The sequence below is a fragment of the Paenibacillus sp. J22R232 genome, from assembly GCF_056269165.1.
On the sequence record NZ_JBWDNK010000004.1, the window covers coordinates 132879 to 156459 of the forward strand.

Sequence of the window (23581 nt, forward strand, 5' to 3'; positions counted from 1 at the left end):
TCAAGGAGGCAAGCAATTATGAATTATCATTTCTTTGTAGGCAACGATAACGGAAACAGTGAGCATGATTTGATTATCGACGGAAAATTGGTCCAACAGCCCAATGTGAATTGTACGGTGGACGAGCTGCCGTGGAGCGAGGAGCAAACGCCGGAAAGCTTTATCAAAAACCTGCAGGATCAGCTCGTCGTTACGATCGATTCGCCAGCGGCCCGGCCAGGAATGTATTACGTCGGCAAATTCGCGCTGGAAAGCGGAGAAATTCTGGACAACCTGCAGATCGGAATCGATTTGAAAAGCGATATGGACCTTCCGGTCATTAATACGCTTGCGCAAATCGCAGCTATGGCGGTACAGAAGGCTTATGAGGAAGAAAAAAAGATCCCAGCGCAAATCGACGTGGAAGCGGATATGGCAACGGCGCTGCCCGTAACTCAGCACACGGACGAAACCTCGACAAAGTTCGAGAAGCGTTTCACTTCGGGCACGCATCACGTAACGGTGCATCTAGGCATGCAGCGCGTAGCCGTGAAGATCGTATTCCCGTTTGCCAAGGTCGTTCCGGAAGCAACACCGGTCATATTCACTTTGCAGAAGGACGCTGCGGGCAGCTGGAGAGAAGGAGAAATATTCGGTGATTTCCTTGAATCTTACGGGATCGAGAAGAAATTCAACGGCAGCTATTTCAAGGACAAGCGTATCCTTCACGTAGATATTGGCGATGGCTCGACGGAGTATCCGATTACGGAGGGCAATAAGTTTCTGCGCCAGTTCGTTCATGGCAGCCATCATGGCGCTGGTTACGCAATCGAAGAAGCGCTGCAGGAATTTAATCGCCTCATCCATTTGCCGGACAGCCCTCGCCAATTTTTCAGCGATGTCATTAAAAACCCAGGCCATAAATATCATGCTCGTGCGCTTAAGACATTGAAGCGTCCGCTTGAGAGCCAAGTTAGGCAAATCGTTCAGCATGTGAAGAAGCAGCTGACCAAAGCGCGCAATGAAATTGACTTGATCTGCGTTTATGGCGGAGGCAGCATTCTTATGCGCTCCGTATTGTACGCACAGCTGAAGGAGCTGTGTGAGGAACGGGAAATGCAGCTGCTTTATATTCCGGCTGAATATGCCGTACAGCTTAATGCAATGGGACTTGATGCCTTCGTACGCGGGAAAATTTATGAAGCGCTCAAAAGCAAAGCGGTTCAGCCCGTATAAGGAGCATCACGCAAGCATCGGCATATTCTAACGGATTCTGGTAGGTGATTAATATGAAAAAAACAAAACTGCCCGGTGACAATATTAGCTTGAAAACCAAAAAGACGGAGGACCCGCTGGTTATGCAGTGGTTGAATTCCCAATCGAATCTGATGGATTCGCTGCGTTATTTGGTCGAGAAAGAAATCGCCAGCAATGGCGTGCGCAATTTGCAAGCATACGTTCCGATGGAGCGAAGCACCTTGCAAGCGGGTGAGCCTGCGACGCAAGAAATGGATCTCCGCGCGCATTTGGCTGCTGGCCTTGGCCAGTTCGCGGCGGCGGTGGAAGAGGTTATCGCGCCTCCGAAACCACCCGAGCCTGCTGTTGAAGAAGAGTTCGATGACGATGACATTGAAGCTTGGAGCTAGCTAAATAACGTTTTTACTGGTATTATCACTTAAAAAGAAACACCTAGAAACACTAAGTGTTACTAGGTGTTTCTTGATTTTTGTGAGAATAACACGACCGAATATTGTTTAATGATACTATATGTTTCTTAATATTATTAGGTAATACCGAATAGGTTATCTCTATTCTCACTTGCCTCATACAAGAAAGTGATCGTTGAAGCAGTCATGACAAGCTCAATTTTAACGTTTGTTTCAGCTTAATAAAAGGGCCGAATGCAGAGGAAGTTCTCCTCCCAGCATTCGGCCTCTTTTCGTTTACTGGCTATTTTGTTCACGGAATTGGGCAGGCGAGATTCCGTAGGTTTTTTTGAACAAGGTGAAGAAATAGGTTGTGTTCAATACGCCTACCCTCTCGCTTATGCTCGCAACGGAATCAGTCGTCGTGATGAGCAGTTCTTTTGCCGCTTCCAGTCGCGTGTTTTTCAAATAATCATTGATGGAGATCTGGGTATGGCTTCGAAATAGCTTGCCCAAATACCCGGGAGAGAGCTGTACCGATTCGGCAATCGATTCAATTCCCAAGCTTGGGTCACTATAATGCTGCTCCAAATACGAGCGTACGGAGTCGATTAGCGTATCGGTCTTTGTCGTTTGCTTCTTATCCATCAGCAGGCTGATCAGCTTGCAGAAGTGATGGAGCAGGGAATGAACCTCCTGAATCGTCTCCTGCTTTTGCAGTTGATTGACTGTATCGTAATATTCCTTCGAATATTCCTGCATAATAGGCAAAGCGCCGTCAAAGTCGCGCAGCAGTGCGTTTAATAGCTGATTTGCGCTCGAAATAGCCTGATAATAGCTCATATCACTGAGCTGTTTCATAAATTGGTTCAAGGCATGCTCGACCTTTTGATCATGGTTTAAGCGAAGCGCCTCATTCAATTTTTTCTCGGCAGCTGCCGGATAGGCGTTATTTTGCCGTAGACCGCTTCGCACCATTCCTTCATAGATAATGGACTGATGCCCGAAGAAAAAGCGGTATTTGGCATATTCCTGCGCGGATATGAAAGAGCGGTCAACTTCATTTCGATCGTCAACCGTTTCTCCGAGGCTGAATGAAATGGTGAATTTGAAATAATCCCAGATGACCCTTTGAATTTCACCCAGCGTTAATAAAACATGCTCCGGGAGCTCAGGGTTATCCAGAAAAAGGAGAATGGCCAGCGTTTCCTCGTCAATAACGATGGTTTCGTTCCGCAAATGCTTCTGAAGCAGCTCATTGCTTATATTATTCACAGAGAATCGGTACAGCCCTTGTTTGGTCTGATTGTGCTGCTGAGCGAACTCCGCGTAATGATCGATTTTCGTCAATATCACCATATAATAGGGGCTTGTAAAATGCTCGTAGATCGCAGATTGGATCATATGGGAAGCGGATAAATCCTGAAGCGTCCCGTGCAGCAAATGCTGTAGGTACGATTTCTTCAGCACGGGCAATGATTGCTGCTGCTCCAGCTCTACCATATTTGCTTGGTCCATCACGTTGGAGAACGCATCAGCAAGCAGGGCATACTCGTTATGGTTTTGCTCGGATAGAGGCTGCCGGCTGCCTGTCGCCTCATGCACCCGTTTGATCAATCGTCCAAGCGGGTTATAGAGCTTGTTCGTAGCGAATAAAGACGTCAACCCGCCAAGCACGATAATGAGGACCGCAATAAGCCCGGTAAAGTTTCGCAATCCGGCGATATCCGATATAAGCAGCTTGTAAGGTTTGAGGCTGACAAAATACCAATTTAACTGGCTGGATTTCACGAAGGTGACAAGCTGCTTGCTGCCGCCTATATCAGCCTTGAAGTGTCCTGTTTTGGATGGAGAGCTTAGAATGCGCGCGATATGCGGCATATTGGTAAAGCGCTGCATAAACTGCCCAGGATCGGTATGGGATAAGACAAGCCCTTCGCCGTTCATCACAAAGACGTCATCGCTCGCGCTGCTGATCGAATTAATCGTGTTCAGAATATAATGCTCATCTACGTGGATGACAATGGCTCCCTTATTGGGGGAGCCCAAAGCATAATTTGGCCGCAAAATGACGGTAAGCACATGCTCGGGGTCACTATTTGGCAAGGAGGTCGGCGGCCGTAGCTTCTGCGCGAACAACTCCATGTATTGCATGTGCTGGATGTCGTTAATGCGCTCTTTCTCGGGCTCGGTAAGCACGTAGGGGGTGCCTGCCGTGTTCAAATATCGTTTTGTGTAATCATTATAGATACCTACATATTTAATGAACGGATAGGTGGATTGGATATCCATCAGAATATTCATGGCATCGCGGTCCTGCACATAATCATGCTGTTTACCCATAAGAACCGTAATAATCTGGTTGTTTTTCAATAAATGATTGCCGATCGTTTCAATTTGCTCATGTACGATGCTTGAGGTATAGCTTGTCTGCTGAAGCATGGATATGACATGGTCGCTAATCGTTTTCTCCGTTTTGGAGGCAAAAAAAACATAAAGCGTACTGCTTACAGCAAGCACGGCTATTGCGACAAGCAGCACGAAATAAATCAGCATTTTGCGGTAGACGGAATAATACAGCCAGCTCCTCCATTTCATCGGTTTGCCTCCTTCTGCGCTAACGTATAAATCGCTTACATTCTTTATTTATAAAACTTTAAAATACATCCTACTTCAATGCAACGTTATTGGGCCCCATTAGCAAAAATTGAAGGCATCACTAATTTTTGTATCCCTCAAAAGCCTTGATTTTAAAGGCTTTCCAAACATTTTGACTATTCAGCCGTTCACCCTGAAGCACATACTGAAACTATCAAACGCAAGCCACAACATTGCAAAGGGGGAAGCTGCTATGAGCCGGATTAAAGTGCAGTCGTTCAAGCGATACACCTTTTTTACCGACATCAGAAAAAATCCGGTATCGTATTTGTTGGTTTTGCCGGCACTGCTGTATACGCTCATTTATGGTTACATGACACTGCCGTACATGGTCATCGCTTTTCAAAAGTTTAGTTACACGAAGGGAATATTCGAGAGTGAATGGATAGGCTGGAAAAACTTTGAGTTTTTCTTTAACTCGACGGCAGCCTCAATGGTCACTTGGAACACCATTAAGCTGAATTTTTTGTCCATTTTATTCGGTACGGTAGTGGCTTTAGCTTTCTCTATTCTATTAAATGAAATTCGTTCAAGGGCATTCAAACGCGTATCGCAATCTACCCTGCTGTTCCCTCACTTTCTGTCTTGGATCATTGTCAGCTACATCGTGTACAGCTTGTTCGCGACGGAGCATGGTCTTATTAATGGCTTGCTGGAGTCTCTGGGCTTCGATCCGCATAATTGGTACTCCGATCCGAAGCCATGGACAGGCATTCTCGTCGGGCTCAGTGTATGGAAGGAAACGGGGATGTCGGCAGTCATTTATTTGGCAGCTATTACAGCCATAGATGACTCCCTATACGAAGCAGCAAAAATAGACGGCGCCAACCGGTGGCAGCAAATCAAATCGATTACGATTCCGATGCTGATGCCAACCGTGTCCATTCTTACCTTGCTAGCGATCGGGAAAATCTTTTATTCCGATTTCGGGATGATTTATGCCATTATCGGCGACAATGGTATGCTTTATTCGACAACGGATGTCATCGATACGTATACGTTCCGGACGCTGCGAACTTCAGGCAATCCGGCAATCGCCATGGCAATTGGACTTTATCAATCTGTAGTAGGCTTTGTGCTTGTCCTATCCGCGAACTGGATCGTCAAGAAATTCAACAAAGACAGCGCAATGTTCTAAGGAAAGAGGTGAGTGCATTGAAAAACCGAGATCTATTTCAAGTCGTTAATACGGCTTTTATTACGTTGTTCGCCTTGCTGTGTACCTTGCCGATATTGCTCGTCCTAATTGTATCTTTCTCCGACGAGGAATCCATTCTGCGAAAGGGCTACAGCTTCATTCCCGACAGCTTCTCGTTAGCCGCGTATAAATCGGTGTTCGGAAGCAATGACCAGCTGCTGCAAAGCTACGGGATTTCGATCTTCGTGACCGTGATCGGTACGCTCGCAGCGGTTGTGATTACAGGGATGGCTGGTTATATGCTGGCTAATCGCCAAGTACGCTATCGCAACAAAATTGCCTTGTTTTTCTTCATTACGATGCTCTTTAACGCGGGCCTGGTGCCCTGGTATATGATGAATGATCTTCTTGGCTTCAAAAACAATCTGCTGGCGCTTATTGTACCTACGTTAATATTCAGCCCGTTTAATTTGTTTCTCGTCCGAAATTTCATGCAGGAGCTTCCCGAGGCTCTATTGGAATCGGCAAGAATCGATGGCGCAAGCGACGCCTATATCGCTTTTCGCATCGTATTCCCATTGTCGCTGCCCGTACTCGCAACGGTCGCTTTATTCTACGGATTAGGTTACTGGAACAATTGGTTCAACGCGATTATGCTGGTAGACAAAGAAAGCTTGTATCCGCTCCAGTATCTATTGTACAAGCTGCAGTCGGAAATCAACATGGTGAATCAGATGCAAGGGGTCGTGGCTTCGAACATAACGTTGCCGACAGAATCATTCAAAATGGCGGTAGCGATCATCACCATCGGGCCTATTGTGCTGCTATATCCGTTTCTTCAACGGTTTATTATTAAAGGACTCATTGTCGGAGCAGTCAAAGGTTAAGACATATACGAATGGATCGATCATCTTACACATGCAGAGAGGGGAAACAAAGATGAATACAAATAAGAAGCGCTTTATACCTGCGGGTTTGGTGCTAGTTATGCTGACTATGCTGCTGATGGCATGCGGAAATTCCGCTAACAATGAGGAAACCAACGGCAATACGGGCAGCGGGCAAGCGGATGCTGGCGAGGTTCTACCGCTGCGATACGTAATCCCAGGTACAGTCAAGCCGCATTCCGATGACGTTGTAGCAAAGGTAAATGAAAAGCTGAAGGCTGACGGCGTCAATGTGAAGCTCGAGGTAAACTATATTCCGTGGGATGCTTGGGATCAGAAGACGAATCTGATGCTGAGCACGGGCGAGGAATTCGATATGCTGCATGTCATGGAGAACAGCTCTGTGCCTACCGGCTCGTACGTTGGGCGCGGTGCGCTCCAGCCGCTCGATGAGCTTATAGACCAATACGGGCCCGAGCTGAAAAAAATCATTCCGCAATATGCATGGGATGCCGCGAAGGTAAACGGCAAAATATATTCCGTGCCTGCCTTGTGGCGCTATGAAACGTCAGGCAGCGGTGAAATGGGAACGCTCGGTTACCGTAAGGATTTGCTGGAGAAAACGGGGCTTCCGTTCCCGAAAACAGCTGAGGAACTAATTGCAACGGCCGAAAAAATGCAGCAAGCCGCTGATAAGAAGCTCTATATTCAAACAGAGCAGGACGTTACGCCAATCTTTTTGCACCGTACGTATGACTCTTGGCCATTCTATGTAGATTATCGGGAGCAGCTAGTTAAAGTCGATCAGTCCGGCAATGTCACCTCATGGCTCGAGAGCGAGGAGTTCAAGAAGGACGCGGAATACTTCCGCCAGCTGTACGACAAGAAGCTTATTAATCCCGATATTTTGACTTACAAAAAAGAAGAGCGCGACAAAGCCATGACGCTGGGCGATTTCATTTTCAGCACGAACGGGGCGTTTTACTCCAGCGTAGCCATTGCGAAAAACAACCCGGAAGCCAAAGTGGGCGAGAAATATTTGGCAGAAGAAAAGCCGCTGCTGCAATATTTGGCTTTTGGCAATACGAATGCTGTTCCGATTACGTCAGAGCACCCGGAAGCAGCGATAAAGTTTTTAAACTGGCTGTACACGAATAAGGACAACCACAATCTATTTCTATACGGGGAAGAAGGCACGCATTATAAAGCGGTGGGCGAGCGTACCGCAGAATTTATTAAGGATGACAACGATGCGTCCTATTATTTCGACTCATGGATGATTGGCAATAACCGATACACGCTATTTGACGTAAATACGCCCGAGGATTATTTGAAGGAGTTAACGACAGAGCCGACGAACCCAGTCGAGTTCTCGCCCGTGCTGGGCTTCCGTCTTAACACGGAGCCGATTGCCGTCGAATACGCGAACGTGCTGTCGGAACTAAAGTCCAAAATCTTCCCGATCAAAATGGGGGTAGTGGATTATGATAAGTACTTCCCGGCCGCGCTGGAAAGCTTGAAGGCAGCAGGGCTGGACAAAGTGGTTGCCGAATACGGGAAGCAATTCAAAGCATGGCAGGCCGAGCAGCAGTAATAAGCTACGCGATGCCAAAAAAAGAAAAAAAAGAAGGAGAGCGCGATGCTCTCCTTCTTTCTTTATGTGTATTAGTGTGCAAGCGCGAATAGGCCGTGGATGTGCGAAAGATAACGAATGTTGCTCGCTTCCTTCATCAGGGATGCAGGCAAGCCTTTCAGCTGCGTTGCGTTTCCGCCGATTGTGCCAACGCCGTCTTTGCGGCCAAGGCTGCCGAGCGTACCGGAGAATACCGGAACGAACTTATCCATAACGCCGCCTTTGATTTGAACCGCTAGGTTGTAGCCTACCGTTTCGCCCATTTGCCAAGCAAGTTGAGCCGTAGGAGGGTAAGGACGGTCGCCGCCCTCTGGGAATACTACCGCGCAGTCGCCTGCTAGGAATACGTCAGCGTGCGAAGTCGATTGAAGAGTAGGCGTAACCGTAGAACGGCCGCGATCCTCTGCAAGACCGCTGCTGCCGACAACAGGGTTGCCTTTAACGCCGCCGGTCCAGATGATTGTGCTGGATTCGATCGTGCGTCCGTCTTTCAAAGATACGGAGCTTTTGGTTGCTTCGGTAATCGCTACGCTCGTAATGAAGTTCACGCCGCGCTTCTCTAAGCTTGTCACTGCACGATCGATCAATACTTTAGGGAAGATTGGCAGAACGGCAGGGCCGGCTTCTACGCAATAAAGCGAAATATCATTGAAGTCGATGCCTTTGCTGCGGCATACTTCAGGAAGTCTGTCCGCGAACTCGCCAACAAGCTCAACGCCTGTCAAGCCGCCGCCGCCGACAACGATTGTTGCGTCAGCTTTGTTGCCTGATTTTTTGTAAGCATCAAGACGGTCTTCCACATGCTTGCGAATTTTGTTAGCATCGGAAACGGATTTAAGAACAAGGCTGTTCTCTTCGAGTCCTGGAATTCCGAAGTAGTTCGTTTCGCTGCCTAGGGCAACGACAAGCGTATCGTACTTTTGTACTTGGCCGCTGGAGAGAACCACTTGCTTCTCATTCGGTTTGATTTCTTTTACGGTGTCAACTACGATGTTGACTTGTTTGTCGCCAAGAAGCTTGCTTAGCGGCAAAGCAACGGCTTGCTCAGCAATCGTATCGCCGGCAAGTCTGTGCAGCTCAGTGATGATTTGGTGAGTAGGGAAACGGTTTACGATTGTAATGCTAGCTTCTGCTGCGCTTAGGTGCTTGCGAGCTGTTAGAGCAGTTAGAAGACCGCCGTAACCGCCACCAAGAATTAGAATTTGCTTCGACATGTTCATCCTCCGTTCGTTCTATACGTAATCAGTGTATTATGCTTTTTCGTTTTTCCGTTCCGACAATACGCTAAGGAATGCTTGTGCAAAGCGAAGCGTTTTTTGAACTTCTGGATCCTTCAGCATTTTCAGCATAGCGAATAGGCCGACGGATGATCCAGCAGCCTCTTGTGAGCGCTCGCCAGCTTCCATAGCTGCAGTAGCGATACCTTTTGCTTTTTCTTGAACCGGTTTGACGAATTCACCGATACCTTGAGCGAAATCGTTGATCAACACTTTGTCTGTTGCAATGCCTTGCGCGAAGTCATAAGCTTTAGTCATCAGCGTAACCATTTCAGCTAATTTCGGAAGGTTGTCTACAAGTACAGTCAAAGACTGTTGAACCTCCGGCTTCAATAACTGATCAAGTACATCCAAAGTTTGCTTTTCTTCCACGAGGCTTGCTGCGACCTCTTGTCCAGCAGTTGGTTGTGACATAATAGAATGTCCTCCTTTGCGTAAATTTGAAAGTAAGTTGTGGTCTCAATTGTGCCAGTCGCTAAGTGAAGCTTAACATCCTTGAAGTTTGTTACACTTTTCACATAGTTTCGCAAAAAAATGTGTGTGCGTTAGTAACAGCCTTATCCCGGCTATCGGACAAGGAAGCATTAGCGAGCATGACGTAATCGGATTGAACCCTTTGCTTCTATTCTACATCGTTTTTGTCAAAAGTTAAAAAGAAATTTATTACTTTTTGTAAAAAAATATTGCGATTTGTCGCTTTAGGCTAAGAAACGGGCAATAAGCGCCCTTAACAGGCCTATGGAAGAGAAGGAGAACGATTGACATGAAGCCATTTACTCAAAAGGTAATCTTGATTATCCAGTCGATACCGAAAGGATCTGTCATGACTTACGGCCAAGTAGCCGAGCAGGCCGGCAGCCGAAGAGGCGCAAGGCAGGTCGTTCGCATTCTGCATTCGCTTAGCGGTATTCATAAGCTTCCCTGGCACAGAGTCATTAATGCAAAAGGAGAAATTGCCATAACCGACGAGGAGGCGCGGTATTCGCAGATTCGTTTTCTTGAAGAGGAAGGCATAGAAGTAAGCGCAGAGGGGCGAATCGATTTAGAGAAATACCGGTTTGACTACAATTAACATTTTCTAATAAAGGCTGATTTGAAACCCCGTATCCGAACCTTTATTATGGTATAGACCAATCGGAAGGGAGAGAAAGAATATGACTACTGAAATAACACCGGGAAATGTGCGAAACTTCACCGTTTCGACCGAAATCTTTTACAATCCGAGCTTGGATATTTATTCGCAAATGATTTATATCGTACTGAGCTCAAGCACGGCGGATACCGCGTCGCTCACCTTGGATGAGGTTGCCAAAAAGGGGCGCATGACGACGAAACTAGCCATAAAAGCGATGCAGTCCTTAGTAGATGAGCAGTTAATACCACATAAATTGTTCCGTAAAATGATCGGTGAATTCCAGGATGACCGCTTGTCCTGGGCGGCCAAAGGCCTGCTTACGTATTGCAAAGAGCATAAGGAAATTACGTTGGCGGAGCTGCTGACGCTCTCGGATCAGTCCGGGGAAGACGAGCAAAGCATTCGGAAGGCGCTGATGGAGCTCGAACGCAATGGCTACCTGGAGGAGTTTCCGGAGCTGAGCAGGCTGACTTCATAAGAAAAAGCGGGACGTATCCGGCCAAGTGGGCCGCGCACGTCCTGCTTTTTTCAATTGCTGAGGCGTTTGCTTATTCTTTGCTTAATCGTTTCAGAAGAGAGTCTCCGTTTTTTCCAACCACGATATGCGCAAACTTCGCTTGCCGCTCGGTCTCCATTCCGGTGCCTTCCGGAACAAAGTAGGTTTCAATGCCATAGTAGATGCCATCCCAGCCATTATAGACGCCATTAATGACGATTTCTTTGGCGCTTATCGGCTCTCCCTGCGCATATAACCGGCTAAATTGATAGATGCCATTCGCATCTTCCTGGAGCACGGCCTTGATGCGGCGCGAGCCTCCGCGGGCCTCCAGCTCCTTGTTTACGATGGACGGCGGCGTAGAAATGCTGTAATTGAGCGTTACGTAATCGCCTTGCAGCAGCGATCTGGGGTCAAGCGGCTCAATGGCAAGCTTTGCGGGAGTTCCGCCAGAGAGCAGGATCTCGCTCGTCGCTGCATGGTACCCGACATAGCCAAGCTGAAGCACGATGACGATGGCGATTAGGACAGGGCTCTTATGCAGAATTCGGCTGTAAGCATCCGTATCCTCCGGAACCGCTGCGCGTGACCGATAGGCAAACACATAAGTAACGGCAATGGCGATCACGCCTAACAGAGCAAGGGTTATCGATTTATGAAGCAGCGTCCAGAACAAGTCGTAGTATTTGAAACCAACGAAGATGAACCAAAACACTAAGCTCGCCGCTGCTTCGAGCGTCTGCTTCCGGCGAACGAACAGGAATGAAAGAACCGTGACGACAAGGAAGTTGATCACATTAAAAAGCTCATAGGAATACGGGAAAATGTCAGGCATAAACGTGAGCCAAAACATGAGCAGCAGTGTAAATAGCAGTCCGCATTCCCTAACATGCCGTCGCATGGCCCCTTCGCGTAGAAGATGGTGGCTTGCATAGACGACGGCGTTCAGCGCAGCCATAATAAGCACAATAAAGGATGAAGCATGCTGAATGTATTCGAACAGCTGGAACAGCAGAATGGCGATATTCAAGTTAATGAGCGAATAGCTGAATAGATGCTGCGACCTTCCGCGGAGCCTAAACCAGCCTGCCGCCGTTAGAGCGAGATACAGAAGCGTTAAGGCTGCGGCATCAATCCATACGATGGCGACTACCCCTGCAGCGTATCCGATCGTTAGGATCGTGTACCGGATGACCGGATTGAGACGGCGAAGCAGCAGCATCGGAAGCACGAACAGGAAGGAGAGGACGAGCAATACCTGCTCTGGATCGACATTGTTCGATGCAAGCAAGACTAATCCTACTAATGAAATGCTTCCGATCAACACACCGATTACCGTCACGATTGTGGAGACGATTCTGCCAACGAGCACGCTTTGATGCTCTTCCTTTACCTTGGTCTCCGCATGCGGCACATCATTTGTTTCATCTGCTCCCAGCTTGTTGAGGAAGCGGAAGAAAAAGAAATTTGCGGTCAGCAGCAAGGCAACGAATAGCAGGCCGAAAATGAAAAACGAAGTAGAGGCATGCTCAGAAAGCAGCTCTAGAAATTTAAATACGGCAAATGCTGATGCTGCCAGCGCATTGAGCGTAAGCATCACTTTGTTCAGGCGAACGCGGATGAAGTAGTAGAATCCTATCGCAATCGCAGTGAGGCAAGCGATGTTCATCCACATGCCCAAATGCTCGAACTGCGTCGAATTGCTTAGAAAAAGCAAGGCGATATGGAAGACGATAAAGCTAACGAATTTCAGCGGAGCCGAAGGAAGAAGCTTGGACTGCGTAAGCAGGAACAGGATCAGATTGATGAGCGCGAACATGCTGCCAATCAGCCAAAGCTCGTTATCTGTGCGTGCAATGTACATGGAGCTTGGGAAAAAATATTGCCACAGCGTTAAATGTATTAGGACATAGGACAACAAATAAAACGGGTTGAAGCGCGTAATAAAAGAAAACAGCAGTGCGGGAGCCGACCATACGAGAAACAGCTCGTATGTGTCCGCATGGGAATTGTAAATTTGGTTGAGCAGGGCAACGGCCGCGCCGAATGAAATGCAGCCGCCTACAAGGAATAGGGCAGACAGGAAAGAATGATGCCCGAGCATGATTTTCATTTTGGCAAAAAAGGCAGATGCTCCGTAGAACAGCACCATGATGCCGGCGGAGGCAAGAATTTTATCGGCACGGCCTAAGCCGCCCCAGTTGGCAGCGAAAAAGTAGATGATGGCAGCAAGCAGCAGGGACACGCCCATCAGGAAGCCGACGCGGGTAACATTCAATCGAAGCATTGTACTCACATGCCTTTCTTGGTGGTATGTCTTGTATTATAATGACCCAATCCTTGGCGAGATAGTACTCACTTTTTGTAGTACTATCCCTTGAAGCCAGTGGTCTCGCTGCAATATCATTACCCTCGTTATCCGCATGTTAATCGCTCAAATCCTTATGGGCATGGCGAAATGGATGGCTGCGTCAGGTTTATGAATGCTGCCAGCTGCCAGCTTGAATCCTATGGCAAATAAAAAACTCCTGACAGCTTCCGTCAGGAGTTCTCTGCTTGTTCCAGCTGCCAATTACATGGCTTTCGTCAACGTTGCGGATTGATTCGACTGTTTCCAATTGACGTTCCAGCCAAGCCATTCTGCAATGAAACGAAGAGGAACTTGCGTACGCCCGTCTTTGATATGAACGACGGCATCAAGGGTCACGTTAGCGCCATTGACTTGAATCACATTTTTGCCTAGCCAGAATACGACTTTATCCTTGCCAAGTCTAAGCTCAACCGTTTTGTTTGCCGGTACATATTGCACGTTTGCGCCGAGCGTATCCGTCAATGTGCGGAGAGAGACGAAGGTCGTACCGTTCTTGACATATGGAGCGACATCCATCATCGCGTTTTTTCCATTGATTTGGGCATTTTTGTTGCCCAGCTGGAACCAAATCGTCGTAACGTTATTCGGATTCTCAGGCTGCGTAATCGGCGGTTTTACTTGGAAGAGCTCCGGTTTTTGGGTAACGATGGCCCCGCCGAGCGCTTTTCCTACGCCGAACATAAAGCTGTAGCCTTTGCGGAAGCTGTCGTACAGACCAGTTTTATTGCTCGATTGATAAATATCAAAGGCTTCAAGCACAAGCTTCTCATGCTCGGCAATTGCAGCAGTAGCGCCTGCGGTCGGCAGGTTCTCGCCTGTTGCTGCGCCAAGGAATTTGCCGAAAGCTACAGAGAAAGCATCCAGCTTGGCTCTTGCTTTGCTGATGGCGGCCGTATCGCCTGCAAGCACGGCCTTGATGATTTCATCCTGTGCGAAGATATGATCGCCTGTCCATACTTTCTTGAATGCCGCACCGCCCTCAGCGCCATAGATCGATGTAATGGCAGTGGTGAAATCCTTGGTGTTGCCGTCTTGTGCTTCCAAGAGAGCGGCATAGGCTGGCGATTTGTCGAAGCCCTTCTGCATGCCGAGTACGGCTAACGCATAATGCTCGGCTGCCAAGTGGTTCAATGCGGAACGCAAATCCCCGGCAGGCGTATCGGAGCGGGTTTGATTGAATTTGGCGGGCAGCTGCGTCGTGATAGCGCCCGCCAATGCATCGCTGACGCCGAACATGAAGCCTAAGCCTTCGCGGAATTCGGTATAAGCCGCATTGTAATTGCCTGCGGCATAGAAATCGAATACTTCGAGCACCTGCTTCTCATGCGTACGGACGACATCTTGAGCGGCCGCGGCAGGCAGATTGCCTTCCGTCGCGGAGCCAAGGAAGCTGCCGAATTCCTTTGCGAAGGCTTCCAGCTCGTTCCGGGCTGCCGTCTGGCCCGTCATGTCCTTGCTTTTCACGGCGGTCACATACTTGTCGGTGTAGCCATTATGGGCCGCGAAGATGCGGTCGAACTCCTTGGCGCCTGCATCACCGTAGATGGATGCGATCGCGGGCACCATGTCTTTCGCGTTTTGATTCAGCGCAGCTTGGGCTGAGGCTGCGTCCGATGCGCCGTCGTACGCTTTGGTCATGGAGACGACCGCCAGCGTGAAGTGCTCGGATAGCAAGTAATCGAGTCCTGCCCGAAGCTCGACGGCAGGGGTTTCTACGCTCGGCTTCATCGATTCTGCGCGAACGTTTTGCGTGCCTGCCAGTGCGGGAAGCAGCAAAGACAAGCTAAGTACGGGGGCAAGCCATTTTTTCATCTTCATGGTACATTCACTCTCCTCGTATGTGTTGTTTTGCTTTCTTACTAAGGCTCACGCTGAGGAGGAAGAATTGGATCACCTTTTTCGAAAAAAGTTTTTTGAAGCTCAATTCGCGTATTGAGCGAGGCCGTTAGCAGGAAGGGAAATAAGAGAGCGATTAATACGTTGGAGGCTATTCCAGCCTTTTTACAGCCTAGCCAAAAAAAGACTTCTCCCCGCTGTCTATGACAGACCTTAGGGAGAAGCCGCTATGCTTAAGGGCGAAGCGCTTCTTCCGCCCATTCCATATAATACGAATTGCCGTTGCGGGTGTCGTATTGCTGCGCAGACGACAAAGCGAGCTGGGCAAAGTGATCAGCCAGGCTTTCAAGGCTAGTATCCTCTTCCGTTCCAATGAAGGAGACAGGCAGCCGCGGCCGATATTTCGAGCCGCTTGCCGCAAGCTTCTGAAGCAGCTGCGCGCTGTAAAGATGAAAGACCATTTTGTGAAACGGATCCTCATGATCATAGGCCATCGCCAAGTGATGCTCGAATAAGTCGATGCCCTTCTTAAGATCCGTTGACGATAGAAAAGCGATATGCCTGCCGATCGTCTCAATGAAGTCCCGTTTGCCCTTGATCAATCGATAGCCCCTGACGTGCGCCTTGCGCGCTTCCTGCTCGGATTGTTGATGAAGCATCGGAAGGAGCAGATAGGCGAGCGTAATATGCGGTACCTCCGCACAGCTCATGTCGCCGGACAGGATCGGCTTCGCGGCTTCAAGCGCCTTCTCATGCTCGCCGAGCAGGGAATAGAGCTGCACGATCTGGTTTTGCTCACATGCCTCGCAATCGCTCATGTGATCGCGGTCGGCCTTCTGGAATTGCTCCATGTAGCTTTGTGCTTTTTCCATATGGCCTAGGTCCATGGCGGTGCGGAAGCGATAATATAAATAAGTGCGGTCATCGTAGCCATGCTCCTTATACCGCTTGCCCAGATCATCGACAAGCTCTTCGATCTTATGAAGCGGGATTTCCGGGAAATGCGAAATTTGCCCGACAATCCATTTGTAGGACCACATGAGATTAAAGCTTGCGAACGCTTCGGGATTACGGTCATATTGGCCGAGCTGCCAGGAGAACGCGATAAGCGCTTTGAGCGGGTAGCCGTGGAAAATAGCCGTTTGAACGATCTCGCCCCTAGCCTCATAGCCCTGCTCGATATTCCCTTCGGCATCGGCGTAACGCGCCGCTGCTTCCAAAACCTCCAGCTTTGCTAGGCCATCGGGCAAATCGTAAGCCTCGTCCATCAATGTTTCGAAATCATAGTTCATATGGATGTCCCTCCATTCCCCGCATTCGCGGACAAGCCCCAGTCAATAAATCGTACGATGCCTTGATTCAGAACGGCCAGCTCTTGCCGGCTCATCGGGTAATGCCCCATCATCAGCGCGTTTGTATACAGCATCTCAACCGCGGCCGGCAGCATTTCTTTGCTGCTTGCGGCGAATAGGCGACTGATCAGCGGGTTGTTTAGGTTGAAATATAAGGTTGAATAGGCTGATTCGCCGAAGCTGGCGCCTAGATTGCCCAGCACGGACGAAAGCAGATCGGTGCTCGATTCCTTGGCTTTCTCCAAAGAACGGAGCGCGGATGACTCCTTCGATAGCGTGTAAAGCGCCGGAAGCTCAGCCGGCTTGAACCGTTTCAGCTGAATATGGCAGCGGAACCGCTGCAGCGTGATATCGGCGATCCGGATCATATCGTAATAGCTGTTCTTTTCCTCCATCGTTAGATCGGTAAAGGACAGGGAAACATCCTCGGGCATCAGCCGCTCCAGCTCTAGCTCGGGGTTCAAATAAGAAATTCCGTCTAGAAGCTGATGATTGTAAATATATCCGCCGTTCAGCACGAGCAGCGATTGCGCAGCCGCCACATGCGTGATTTGCCGGTATTCATCCACGGTAGCGGTATAGTATATCTTTTGCTTCTCATTGATCAGCTCGCCAAGCGTACGCTCTCCGTAGGTGCTCTCGAACGTAAGCCACTTGTAAATGGTATTCAGGAATGCGGCATCCTCCGCAGCCAGCGCCTTCATAGGCAGAGCGTGCAGGGCAATGATGCGTTGAAGGCGTTCCGGCTCATGGCTCCCGATGCGGACCAGCTCGTCCCGGATGGCTTCGCCCAGCTCATCGCGTACGGACTGCAGCCGGTCATCCTCATAGAAATGCTCACGCGAGGCGGTTGGCTGCAGCTCATCCGTCCAGATCAGGCATTTGACGAAAAAAGCCCATTCCGGCAAAATATTTTCCGCTTTGTCCGATACCAGCATCTGTTTCAAATAAACCTTGTGCGAGCGCCTAGCGTTTAGATTGACGCTATGCGGCAAAATATAGGCAATGCCGCCGGTACGTCCGTTCGCTGTGCGCAGCGGAATGAAATCCTCGAAGGGCTCGGCGAGCAGCCGGCTTCCAAATTCGAGCACCTCTCGGCGTTTGCCGCGGGCAAGCTCAGGCTCGACGAACCAGGCAGGCTGCGCAGCGTTGATGGCCTTCTGTTGACCGCCTGCGACCAGCGTGACCGGATACGGCAGCAAGGCGCCGTAATAGAAGAGCAGCTCTTCTACGGCAGCGGGCTCGAAATAATCAGCGCTATCGCTTTTACAGCGCAGGTACACTTTCGTACCGATTGCGAGCTGCGTGTCGAGCTTGCGGATCGTATAGGTGCCGTCCGGTTTGCCGCGCCATTCCATGGAAGGGCCGCCTTTGGCCGACTGGGTCAGTACGACAATCTCTTCGCTGACCATAAAGCAGGATAAGAGGCCGATGCCAAAGCGGCCGATGAAGGAGGTTTCGTTGGCGAGAAAATCATTGCCGACCTTCGAGGAATGGCCGATCATCGCCAGAAATTGATGGATATCCTCTTCGGTCAATCCAATGCCCGTATCCTCCACGGTCATCGTGACATGCTCGCCGCTTCCGGCGATTTCAACGGACACCTTTCCTTTGTAGGAAGGGTCCAAGCTGCTTCGTGCCGTAATGGCGTCGGTCGCATTCTGCAGCAGCTCCCGCAAAAACACCTTTGGACTGCTATATAAGTGATTGGATAATATATTAATCATTCCGCTTAAATTAACCTGAAACCGATATTCCTGTTGTTCGCTCATCAGACACTCTCCCTTAAGTAAGTAGTAACCAAATTACACGAATGCTGGTAGGTATCTGCCTTAGTTTACTATTCTTTTGTGTTTTATTTCCAATATTGGCCCAATAATAAGACGAAGGGCTTAATGTCATATGAGCCATAAGTCCTTATGAATAAGTCTTATTTAGCAGGCTGAGAGCGATAAGAAAAGGTTTATGGATCAAAAGGACAGCTAGTATGCTATGCTTGAGGTTACGAAAAAACTAATAATGTGCGGAAGAGGTATATAGATGAGTGAAATGAAGTTTGCGGATTATGCGTTAAGCGAAGAAATTGTACGAGCGCTCGAGAGTCTTGGCTATGATACGCCTACAGAGGTGCAGCGCGAGGTTATACCGGTCGCACTAGGCAAGCAGGATTTGGTCGTCAAGTCCCAAACGGGCAGCGGCAAAACCGCGGCATACGGCATTCCGTTGTGCGAACTTGTGGATTGGAACGAAAATAAACCGCAGGTGCTTGTGCTGACGCCAACCAGGGAGCTGGCTCTTCAAGTAAATGAAGACATAACGAACATTGGCCGATTCAAGCGGATTAAATCGATGGCCGTTTACGGAAAGGCACCTTTTCACATTCAAAGAGCAGAGCTGAAGCAGCGGACACATATGGTCGTAGGAACGCCTGGCCGCGTGCATGACCATATCGAGCGGGGCACGCTCCCGATTGAGCGCATTCAGTATTTGGTCATCGATGAAGCGGATGAGATGCTGAATATGGGCTTTATCGAGCAGGTGCAAGCGATCATAGAGCAGCTGCCGAATGATCGGGTGACGATGCTGTTCTCGGCGACGTTCCCGGCAGACATCGCAAAGCTGTCGCACAAATACATGCATGAGCCTGCCCAGGTTGAGATCAAAGCGGCAGGACTTACAACCGCTACGATCGAGCATTCGGTCATCGAGGTGAAGGAATCGGATAAGTTTGCGATGTTAAAGGATGTCATGATCGTCGAAAATCCGGATAGCTGCATTATTTTTTGCCGCACGCAGGAGAACGTTGATCAAGTATTCCGGCAGATGGCTGAGCTTGATTACCCGTGTGACCGCATTCACGGCGGCATGGAGCAGGATGAGCGCTTCGAGGTTATGAACGCGTTCCGCAGAGGACAATTCCGCTATTTGATCGCAACCGATGTGGCCGCGAGAGGCATCGATATTACGAATATTACGCATGTCATCAACTTTGATATTCCGCTTGAGAAGGAGAGCTACGTTCACCGGACAGGAAGAACGGGACGGGCTGGCAAGACGGGCAAAGCCATCACCTTCGCTGCATCCAAGGATGCAAGGCGCCTTGCCGAAATCGAGAGCTATATCGGGTTCGCTATTCAAAAAGCAAAGGCGCCGTCCGAGGAAGCCGTCGATCTTCGCAGGGAAGCCTTTGAAGAGAAGCTCAATATCGGACCTGAGCTGAAGAAGGACAAGCGGGAGCAGCTGAACAAGCAGATTATGAAGCTGAATTTCAACGGCGGCAAGAAAAAGAAGCTGCGTGCGGTGGATTTCGTAGGAACGATCGCGAAGATTGAGGGCGTTTCCGCCGATGATATCGGGATTATTACGATTCTGGACAATGTAACGGACGTGGAGATTCTAAACGGCAAAGGATCTCTCGTGCTGGAGGTCATGAGAAACACGACGGTCAAAGGCAAGCAGCTGAAGGTTCGCAGAGGCAACAAGTCCTAGCGAAGAGTAAGCTGTAAGGTTGCCAGCTTGCGGAGCGCAACACGGCTAAAAGCAAATTAAAGTTCAGGAGAATCGAATGGAAAGCTTCGTATACCAGGTTGTTATGCTGGCGTTGGCGGCAGCGATGCTGCTTGCCTTGCTGTCCATCGTGTTCGTTAGCTGGCGCAATGGCATATCGCCGATGCCTTCCTCGGCCGTGGTGCGGCGAGAGGTTTTGCTATTGCTGAGAAGCCTGCCCGGGCAGGGCGTTATGGTTGATGCCGGGTCCGGCTGGGGAACGCTGGCGCTTCAGCTCGGAAGAAGCTTCAGGGGCTGGCGAATTATCGGTATCGAAAATTCAGTTATCCCCATGTGGATATCTTTTTGGCTAGCAAAGCTTGAGAATCGGACGAATGTATCGTTTAAAAAGCAGGATTTATACACATATTCCTACAAGGATGTGGATAGGGTTGTGTGTTACTTGTATCCGGGTGCGATGCGGCGGCTGGATACGATTTTTGGCGAGCAGCTAAAACCAGGCGCGTATGTCATCAGCATTTGCTTCGCGATTCCGAATCGGAAGCCGGAGCGGATCATTCTATGCAAGGACTTGTACCGCACGAAGATATATCTTTACAAGTATAAGGACACATAAGGAAGCGGGTCGATTGCATGGAGACGGGCCTGAAGTCGCTTTTTGGCGATATAGATATATATTTGTTTGACCAGCTGTTGAAAGGGCGATTAACGAAGGATATGCGCATACTCGATGCTGGCTGCGGCTCGGGGCGCAATCTCGTGTATTTGCTTCGAAACGGCTATTCGGTGATGGCAGTTGATCGTTCGGAGGCGGCAATTGCCGATGTTCAAAGGCTGGGAGCGGCAAGCTCAACGAATTGGTCGGAGCAACAAGCACGCGTGGAGGCAGTCGAGCGGCTAAGTTTCGAGGATGATAGCTTTGACTTCATTATTAGCAGCGCGGTGCTGCATTTCGCGAGCAATGACGTCCATTTCGATCAAATGTGGGATGAGCTTTGGCGTGTGCTTGCGCCCGGAGGCAGGCTGTTCGCACGATTGGCCTCCTCGATTGGGATGGAGTCCAGCATGCAGCCCCTTGGAGACGGACAATACCTGCTTCCTGACGGAAGCAGGCGTTATCTTGTGAATGAGGAGCGAGTGGATGGGCTTATGGAGAGAACAGGCGGACTGCTGTATGAGCCGCTCAAAAACGTCATCGTTGCGGGCAAGCGCTGCATGACGACCTTATGCGTCCAAAAGCCGCAGCCGCAACTAGCGCAGCTCTAAAGCTGCAGCCACCAAATGCCCGCGCATTCCGGCAGGCGAATAAGCTGCTCCTCCGCTATTCGGTCGGCAAGCTCGTCGCTGAAGAAGAAGCGGGTCAGCTGTTCGGCTTGATCCACGCTGTCGAATTCGTAATCCATGCGCACCCATCGGGACGAGAAGCCATAATGATGTTCCAGCGCATTGAAATACGGTTTTAGGAAGCGAGGGGGATTCGGCGTTTCGAACCCGGTTCCCATCGTCTCCACTATGATTGCCGTCCCGCCAGGGCGGAGCACCCGCTTGATCTCGCTGATCACTAGCCTGATATCGTCCTCCCAGCCCGGGAGTGTGTCGCTGCCTAGATACCCGATGCTCCAGCCTGACACGACTAAGTCTGCGCTGTCATCCTCCAAAGGCAGGCTTCTGTGGTCAGCCACGCTTGTACTCCAATTCGTATATCCCGCTTGCGACAGCCTCTTCGCTGCTACTTCCAGCATCGCTGCCTGCGCATCAAGCGCGACAATGGACCTCGCTTGACCGGCCAGTACGGCAGCCAGCCTGCCTGAGCCAGCTCCAAGATCGACTACGTCGAGCCCTGCTACGGGCCGAATTTCCTCAATGATTGATTCTAAGCTTGGCTGCTTCGCGATTAACTCGTGGTAGCGCTCTGCTTGCTGCGCGTAGATTGCCCCATGATCTGGCATCGGTAACTCCTCCTTCTATGGTATGTATCGCTCACTTCCCAAGAATAAAGGTATACGTAACGTTAAAGTCAACCTCGGAATGCAGGAATGGAGCTGGAGCAGCTCCGCCTATTTGCTTTTTCAGGCTTGCATGCGATTCACATGTTTACTCAAACCGCTCCAGAACGATTTTCCCAATCATGCTGCCGGTTTCAACGATTTGATGGGCTTCCCGCAGGTTGGCGGCATTTATTGGCGACAGCCGCTTGGCAATGGTTGTACGGAGAACACCGTTATCGATCCGTTCGGCAACCTCGTTCAGCAGCCGGTGCTGCTCATCCATATCTGCCGTTTCGTACATCGCTCTCGTGAACATGAGCTCCCAGACGAAGGTAACGCTTTTGTTTTTGAGCAAGGTCAGGTCGATAGGCGAGCTCATCTCTACAATGGAGCAAATTTTCCCTTGAGGCGCGATCGCTTCGGCCATATTGGCCCAATGCTGCTCCGTCCGGTTAAGGCAGAAAATATAGTCGACGGATGTAAAGCCGAGCGTCTGCAGCTGGGGCAGGAAAGCGCAATGGTGGTTAATCGTATGGTGGGCGCCAAATGAACGTGCCCATTGCGCTGAATCAGGCCTTGAAGCGGTTCCGATTACGGTCAACCCAGCTTCGTTAGCGAGCTGAGTGGCAATAGACCCGACTCCGCCGGCAGCGCCTATTATCATAATAGACTTGCCTTCGTTACGTTCACGATTATGTGAGATGCCGAGACGGTCGAATAATCCTTCCCAAGCGGTGATGGCAGTAAGCGGCAAAGCTGCTGCTTGCGCAAAATCAAGCGTTTTTGGTTTATGGCCGGCAATGCGCTCATCGACAAGGTGGAACTCGCTGTTGCCGCCAGCACGCGTTATGCTGCCTGCGTAGTAAACTTCGTCCCCCGGCTTAAAAAGGGACACATTGGGGCCTACCGTTTCGACGATGCCTGCGACATCCCAGCCAAGCACGCGCGGAGCGGCTTCCGTTTTTCCTTTGGGTGAACGGACTTTCACATCTACGGGATTAACGGAAATCGCTTTAACCTTAACGAGCAGGTCACGTCCCGTAGGAATAGGTTTTTCGATGCGCAAATCGATGAGGCTTTCAACGTCCCCGATGGGCAAATAACGGTGTAATCCAATTGCTTTCATAGTGGTCATAGGAATCATTCCTCTCTTTTATGCTAGCCATATCCCTAGTATAGGTGTTAACCTGCAGATACGTAAGTACGCACATTCATGTAATGTAGTATCAAATTATATACTGTAAAAGAGGGGACGAGGCGAGATGAGAGACCGGATAAGCGGGTTTGGCGATTGCCCCACAGGCGAAGGCTGCCCCGTTGAATTCACGCTGGACGTGATCGGCGGCAAGTGGAAAGGCGTCATTTTGTACCACCTGATCGATGGAACGAAAAGATTCAATGAGTTTTGCAAAATTTGCCCTAATATTACGCAGCGTATGCTGACCCTGCAGCTTAGAGAGCTGGAGAATGACGGAATTGTTCATCGCGAGGTCTATCATCAGGTACCGCCCAAGGTCGAGTATTCGCTGACGGCATTTGGGGAAACGTTAAAGCCGATTATATTGCAAATGAAGGAGTGGGGAGATACCTACAAGGACAGCCTGCTGGTGCTCTCGAAAAAGAGGCAGACCAAATAATCGGCCAGCAGGTTGTCCAGCACGTTAACAGGATAGGGACT

20 protein-coding genes are annotated in these 23581 nt (G+C 49.7%); 11 read left to right on the forward strand and 9 right to left on the reverse strand.

The window, feature by feature from the left end; all coding sequences use genetic code 11:
* The first annotated feature begins 18 nt into the window (after positions 1-18).
* Both AC0YN3_RS14445 and AC0YN3_RS14450 read left to right on the forward strand, forming a co-directional pair.
* A complete protein-coding gene (locus tag AC0YN3_RS14445; RefSeq protein WP_183563137.1) occupies positions 19-1215 on the forward strand; it encodes a ParM/StbA family protein in 1197 nt (398 codons plus the stop codon).
* Between the two features lie 53 nt (positions 1216-1268).
* Positions 1269-1625 carry a hypothetical protein gene (locus AC0YN3_RS14450; RefSeq protein WP_475775734.1) on the forward strand — a complete coding sequence of 119 codons (357 nt, stop codon included), beginning with the start codon at positions 1269-1271 and terminating at the stop codon, positions 1623-1625.
* A 297-nt stretch (positions 1626-1922) separates the two neighbouring features.
* Here the strand turns inward: AC0YN3_RS14450 and AC0YN3_RS14455 are convergent, their stop codons facing one another.
* On the reverse strand, positions 1923-4223 hold the full coding sequence (locus AC0YN3_RS14455) for an AraC family transcriptional regulator (RefSeq protein ID WP_475775735.1): 2301 nt from the start codon (positions 4221-4223) through the stop codon (positions 1923-1925).
* Positions 4224-4476: 253 nt separating this feature from the next.
* Here AC0YN3_RS14455 and AC0YN3_RS14460 point away from each other — a divergent pair, with 253 nt between their 5' ends.
* Genes AC0YN3_RS14460 through AC0YN3_RS14470 form a run of 3 tightly spaced genes read left to right on the forward strand, consistent with a single transcriptional unit; the run spans position 4477 to position 7902 of the window.
* Positions 4477-5421, forward strand: coding sequence for an ABC transporter permease (locus AC0YN3_RS14460; protein ID WP_475775736.1), 945 nt, complete (start codon positions 4477-4479; stop codon positions 5419-5421).
* An 8-nt stretch (positions 5422-5429) separates the two neighbouring features.
* Positions 5430-6308 carry a carbohydrate ABC transporter permease gene (locus AC0YN3_RS14465; RefSeq protein ID WP_475775737.1) on the forward strand — a complete coding sequence of 293 codons (879 nt, stop codon included), beginning with the start codon at positions 5430-5432 and terminating at the stop codon, positions 6306-6308.
* Positions 6309-6360: 52 nt separating this feature from the next.
* The gene (locus AC0YN3_RS14470; protein WP_475775738.1) at positions 6361-7902 is read left to right on the forward strand and encodes an extracellular solute-binding protein; all 1542 of its coding nucleotides are present in this window, start codon (positions 6361-6363) and stop codon (positions 7900-7902) included.
* Positions 7903-7973: 71 nt separating this feature from the next.
* Here the strand turns inward: AC0YN3_RS14470 and AC0YN3_RS14475 are convergent, their stop codons facing one another.
* Both AC0YN3_RS14475 and AC0YN3_RS14480 read right to left on the reverse strand, forming a co-directional pair.
* Positions 7974-9155, reverse strand: coding sequence for an NAD(P)/FAD-dependent oxidoreductase (locus AC0YN3_RS14475; protein ID WP_475775739.1), 1182 nt, complete (start codon positions 9153-9155; stop codon positions 7974-7976).
* Positions 9156-9191: 36 nt separating this feature from the next.
* On the reverse strand, positions 9192-9632 hold the full coding sequence (locus AC0YN3_RS14480; RefSeq protein ID WP_183563124.1) for a DUF1641 domain-containing protein: 441 nt from the start codon (positions 9630-9632) through the stop codon (positions 9192-9194).
* Between the two features lie 349 nt (positions 9633-9981).
* Here AC0YN3_RS14480 and AC0YN3_RS14485 point away from each other — a divergent pair, with 349 nt between their 5' ends.
* Complete coding sequence (locus AC0YN3_RS14485) at positions 9982-10290, forward strand: MGMT family protein (RefSeq protein ID WP_475775740.1); 309 nt, start codon at positions 9982-9984, stop codon at positions 10288-10290.
* An 82-nt stretch (positions 10291-10372) separates the two neighbouring features.
* A complete protein-coding gene (locus AC0YN3_RS14490) occupies positions 10373-10831 on the forward strand; it encodes a hypothetical protein (protein WP_183563118.1) in 459 nt (152 codons plus the stop codon).
* A gap of 70 nt (positions 10832-10901) precedes the next feature.
* Here AC0YN3_RS14490 and AC0YN3_RS14495 read toward each other — a convergent pair whose 3' ends face one another.
* The 4 genes from AC0YN3_RS14495 to AC0YN3_RS14510 form a co-directional block, all read right to left on the reverse strand.
* A complete protein-coding gene (locus AC0YN3_RS14495; RefSeq protein ID WP_475775741.1) occupies positions 10902-13136 on the reverse strand; it encodes a GDYXXLXY domain-containing protein in 2235 nt (744 codons plus the stop codon).
* Positions 13137-13421: 285 nt separating this feature from the next.
* Positions 13422-15038 (reverse strand): copper amine oxidase N-terminal domain-containing protein, encoded by a 1617-nt coding sequence (locus AC0YN3_RS14500; protein ID WP_475775742.1) that lies wholly within the window; start codon positions 15036-15038, stop codon positions 13422-13424.
* A gap of 251 nt (positions 15039-15289) precedes the next feature.
* Complete coding sequence (locus tag AC0YN3_RS14505) at positions 15290-16348, reverse strand: hypothetical protein (protein WP_475775743.1); 1059 nt, start codon at positions 16346-16348, stop codon at positions 15290-15292.
* Positions 16345-18180: an HSP90 family protein gene (locus tag AC0YN3_RS14510; RefSeq protein ID WP_475775744.1), complete on the reverse strand. Its 1836-nt coding sequence runs from the start codon at positions 18178-18180 to the stop codon at positions 16345-16347. The genes AC0YN3_RS14505 and AC0YN3_RS14510 overlap by 4 nt, the downstream gene beginning before the upstream one ends.
* 268 nt (positions 18181-18448) lie before the next feature.
* On the opposite strand from AC0YN3_RS14510, the gene AC0YN3_RS14515 reads away from it, so the two are divergent.
* The 3 genes from AC0YN3_RS14515 to AC0YN3_RS14525 all read left to right on the forward strand — a co-directional run bounded on the left by AC0YN3_RS14515 (position 18449) and on the right by AC0YN3_RS14525 (position 21181).
* Entirely contained in the window at positions 18449-19897 is a 1449-nt protein-coding gene (locus AC0YN3_RS14515) for a DEAD/DEAH box helicase (RefSeq protein ID WP_475775745.1), read from the forward strand.
* 76 nt (positions 19898-19973) lie between these two features.
* Positions 19974-20531, forward strand: a complete 558-nt coding sequence (locus tag AC0YN3_RS14520) for a class I SAM-dependent methyltransferase (RefSeq protein WP_475775746.1) — start codon at positions 19974-19976, stop codon at positions 20529-20531.
* 17 nt (positions 20532-20548) lie between these two features.
* Complete coding sequence (locus tag AC0YN3_RS14525; RefSeq protein WP_475775747.1) at positions 20549-21181, forward strand: class I SAM-dependent methyltransferase; 633 nt, start codon at positions 20549-20551, stop codon at positions 21179-21181.
* Here the strand turns inward: AC0YN3_RS14525 and AC0YN3_RS14530 are convergent.
* Together AC0YN3_RS14530 and AC0YN3_RS14535 are read right to left on the reverse strand one after the other, a co-directional pair.
* A complete protein-coding gene (locus AC0YN3_RS14530) occupies positions 21178-21864 on the reverse strand; it encodes a class I SAM-dependent methyltransferase (protein ID WP_475775748.1) in 687 nt (228 codons plus the stop codon). The two genes, AC0YN3_RS14525 and AC0YN3_RS14530, sit on opposite strands and share 4 nt — an antisense overlap.
* 145 nt (positions 21865-22009) lie before the next feature.
* The gene (locus AC0YN3_RS14535; RefSeq protein ID WP_475775749.1) at positions 22010-23038 is read right to left on the reverse strand and encodes a zinc-binding alcohol dehydrogenase family protein; all 1029 of its coding nucleotides are present in this window, start codon (positions 23036-23038) and stop codon (positions 22010-22012) included.
* 127 nt (positions 23039-23165) lie between these two features.
* Here AC0YN3_RS14535 and AC0YN3_RS14540 point away from each other — a divergent pair, with 127 nt between their 5' ends.
* Complete coding sequence (locus AC0YN3_RS14540) at positions 23166-23540, forward strand: winged helix-turn-helix transcriptional regulator (RefSeq protein WP_475775750.1); 375 nt, start codon at positions 23166-23168, stop codon at positions 23538-23540.
* The last annotated feature ends 41 nt before the right edge of the window (positions 23541-23581 follow it).

Bases quoted from the DNA above. Each gene is read 5' to 3' on its own strand.
- AC0YN3_RS14515 (WP_475775745.1), top strand. From the start codon at position 18,449: ATGAGTGAAATGAAGTTTGCGGATTATGCGTTAAGCGAAGAAATTGTA.
- AC0YN3_RS14455 (WP_475775735.1), bottom strand. From the start codon at position 4,223: ATGAAATGGAGGAGCTGGCTGTATTATTCCGTCTACCGCAAAATGCTG.
- AC0YN3_RS14540 (WP_475775750.1), top strand. From the start codon at position 23,166: ATGAGAGACCGGATAAGCGGGTTTGGCGATTGCCCCACAGGCGAAGGC.
- AC0YN3_RS14475 (WP_475775739.1), bottom strand. From the start codon at position 9,155: ATGTCGAAGCAAATTCTAATTCTTGGTGGCGGTTACGGCGGTCTTCTA.
- AC0YN3_RS14490 (WP_183563118.1), top strand. From the start codon at position 10,373: ATGACTACTGAAATAACACCGGGAAATGTGCGAAACTTCACCGTTTCG.
- AC0YN3_RS14485 (WP_475775740.1), top strand. From the start codon at position 9,982: ATGAAGCCATTTACTCAAAAGGTAATCTTGATTATCCAGTCGATACCG.
- AC0YN3_RS14505 (WP_475775743.1), bottom strand. From the start codon at position 16,348: ATGAACTATGATTTCGAAACATTGATGGACGAGGCTTACGATTTGCCC.
- AC0YN3_RS14470 (WP_475775738.1), top strand. From the start codon at position 6,361: ATGAATACAAATAAGAAGCGCTTTATACCTGCGGGTTTGGTGCTAGTT.
- AC0YN3_RS14445 (WP_183563137.1), top strand. From the start codon at position 19: ATGAATTATCATTTCTTTGTAGGCAACGATAACGGAAACAGTGAGCAT.
- AC0YN3_RS14480 (WP_183563124.1), bottom strand. From the start codon at position 9,632: ATGTCACAACCAACTGCTGGACAAGAGGTCGCAGCAAGCCTCGTGGAA.
- AC0YN3_RS14510 (WP_475775744.1), bottom strand. From the start codon at position 18,180: ATGAGCGAACAACAGGAATATCGGTTTCAGGTTAATTTAAGCGGAATG.
- AC0YN3_RS14460 (WP_475775736.1), top strand. From the start codon at position 4,477: ATGAGCCGGATTAAAGTGCAGTCGTTCAAGCGATACACCTTTTTTACC.
- AC0YN3_RS14520 (WP_475775746.1), top strand. From the start codon at position 19,974: ATGGAAAGCTTCGTATACCAGGTTGTTATGCTGGCGTTGGCGGCAGCG.
- AC0YN3_RS14495 (WP_475775741.1), bottom strand. From the start codon at position 13,136: ATGCTTCGATTGAATGTTACCCGCGTCGGCTTCCTGATGGGCGTGTCC.
- AC0YN3_RS14500 (WP_475775742.1), bottom strand. From the start codon at position 15,038: ATGAAGATGAAAAAATGGCTTGCCCCCGTACTTAGCTTGTCTTTGCTG.
- AC0YN3_RS14525 (WP_475775747.1), top strand. From the start codon at position 20,549: ATGGAGACGGGCCTGAAGTCGCTTTTTGGCGATATAGATATATATTTG.
- AC0YN3_RS14530 (WP_475775748.1), bottom strand. From the start codon at position 21,864: ATGCCAGATCATGGGGCAATCTACGCGCAGCAAGCAGAGCGCTACCAC.
- AC0YN3_RS14450 (WP_475775734.1), top strand. From the start codon at position 1,269: ATGAAAAAAACAAAACTGCCCGGTGACAATATTAGCTTGAAAACCAAA.
- AC0YN3_RS14535 (WP_475775749.1), bottom strand. From the start codon at position 23,038: ATGACCACTATGAAAGCAATTGGATTACACCGTTATTTGCCCATCGGG.